Origin of the sequence: Sphingopyxis sp. (assembly GCF_036402335.1) — a bacterium.
Lineage (GTDB): Bacteria > Pseudomonadota > Alphaproteobacteria > Sphingomonadales > Sphingomonadaceae > Sphingopyxis.
Genome location: NZ_DASWTD010000156.1, coordinates 1 through 1,997, shown reverse-complemented (window position 1 = coordinate 1,997; position 1,997 = coordinate 1). Strand labels below are relative to the sequence as shown.

At 65.8% G+C, this 1,997-nt stretch carries 3 protein-coding genes; all 3 read left to right on the top strand.

Annotated features, from left to right (window positions below; all coding sequences use genetic code 11):
• On the top strand, nt 1–594 hold a 594-nt coding region (locus VGD20_RS04885), incomplete at its 5' end, for an amidohydrolase family protein (RefSeq protein WP_331133372.1).
• 55 nt (nt 595–649) lie between these two features.
• A complete protein-coding gene (locus tag VGD20_RS04880) occupies nt 650–1,351 on the top strand; it encodes an NnrU family protein (protein WP_331133371.1) in 702 nt (233 codons plus the stop codon).
• 5 nt (nt 1,352–1,356) lie between these two features.
• Nucleotides 1,357–1,911, top strand: coding sequence for a DUF1003 domain-containing protein (locus tag VGD20_RS04875; RefSeq protein ID WP_331133370.1), 555 nt, complete (start codon nt 1,357–1,359; stop codon nt 1,909–1,911).
• The last annotated feature ends 86 nt before the right edge of the window (nt 1,912–1,997 follow it).

The window sequence follows — 1,997 nt, the reverse complement described above, 5'->3', positions numbered from 1 at the left end:
CGCGTCGACCGCGCCGCCGACATCGTCAATGTGCTGAAGCTGCGGCAGGAATTCTCCGCGCTGAAGCTCGTCCTCGTCGGTGCGACCGAAGGTTGGCTTGTTGCGCGCGAGATCGCGGCAGCCAAGGTGCCCGTTCTTGTCTCGCCGCTTTCCGATCTGCCGTCGAGCTTTGAACAGCTTGGCGCGACGCAGTCGAACGCCGGACGGCTCAAAGCCGCGGGGGTCGATGTGTCGGTCGGGGTGTTCGACGACGACGATGCGCACAAAATGGGCTATGCCACGCAATATGCCGGCAACCTCGTCGGGCTGTCGCGGCTTCCGGGTGCGAGCGGGCTGACATGGGACCAGGCGTTCGCATCGATCAGCAGCGTGCCCGCGCGTGCGGTCGGCATGGACGCCAGCATCGGCTCGCTGCGTCCGGGTCGCGCCGGTGACGTCGTGATCTGGGACAATGATCCGCTCGAACTCGGCAGTCGTCCGACCGCGGTGTGGATCGACGGCAAGGCGCAATCGCTGACGACGCGGCAGGACCGTCTGCGCGACCGTTACCGGACGCCGCAGGAAGGGGCACTGCCCAAGGCCTATGATCGCTGAACGCCGCGTCTGACCAGCGCGCGGCACCGGGGAAGGGAGAAGGAGAGGGTTCCCAATGCAACCGATGTCGCTGCTGGTCACGACGTGCGTCCTGTTCGTTGGTACGCATTTCGCCTTGTCGCATCCGCTGCGCGCGCCGCTTGCCGACCGAATGGGCGAGCGCGCGTTCCAGATCGTCTATTCGATCGTCGCGATCGCGACCTTCATCATGGTCATCCAGGCGTGGCGCGGCATGCCGCCCGAGCCGCCGTTATGGGTGGTCGGCGACGGGTTATGGGCGCTCGCGTCGCTGCTCGTGCTGTTCGCCAGCATCTTGTTCATGGGGTCGCTGATCGGCAATCCGGCGCTGCCCGCGCCGAACGCCGCCTTTGCCGCACAGGGCGCGCCGCGCGGGGTCTTCGCGATCACGCGGCACCCGATGATGTGGGGGTTTGCGCTATGGGGAATCGCGCATGCGATCGTGGTGCCGACCGGGGCGCAGATCGTCCTGTCGGGCATGATCGTCTTTCTCGCGCTCGTCGGCTCGGCCGGACAGGATGTGAAGAAGGCGCGGCTGATGGGCGATGCGTGGCGCCACTGGGCGGCGCGGACGAGCTTTATTCCCTTTGCGCGGCAGCTGAGCGGCGCGACGCCGTGGGGCGACACGATCCCGCGGCCGCATGCGCTGTTCGGCGGGATCGTGCTGTGGCTCGCCGCGACCTGGGCGCATGGCGCGCTCGGGTTTATGGTCGCCGGGATCTGGCGCTGGATCGGGTAAGGCGGATGAACCGCGAAGAGAAGATTTCGGACCTGTCGCTGCGGCTGCTCGGCCGCGCCTATGACGAGCTCGACGAGGGCGAACAGCGTGTCATTCGCGCGATCGCCGAGCGGGCGCCGACCAGCAAGAAAGTCGCCGACGACGATGACGACGATCCCGCTGAGCGGGCAGGCTTCGGCGAACGGCTCGCCGACAGGGTCGCGGCGGTCGGCGGGTCGTGGGGCTTCATCATCGCCTTCGCGCTCGTGCTCTTCATATGGATGCTGATCAATTCGAAGGCGCTTGCGAGCCTCGGGCTCGCCTTCGATCCCTTTCCATTCATCTTCCTGAACCTGATGCTGTCGATGCTCGCGGCGATCCAGGCGCCGGTGATCATGATGAGCCAGAACCGGCAGGCAGCGAAGGATCGGCTGACCGAAAAGCTGGATTACGAGATCAACCTGCGCGCCGAACTCGAGATCATGCGGCTGCACGAAAAGCTGGACCAGCTGCGCTTTCACGAACTGCGCGACAGGGTGAACGAGCTATGCGAGCGGCTGGATCCGAAGGGACAGCCCTAAGGCCGGTGCGGATGTCGGCTATGGGGTGGAAGAGCTGCCGCTGCCGCTGCAACATTGTCCAAAGGTCAGTAAAGGTCAGCCTTGTG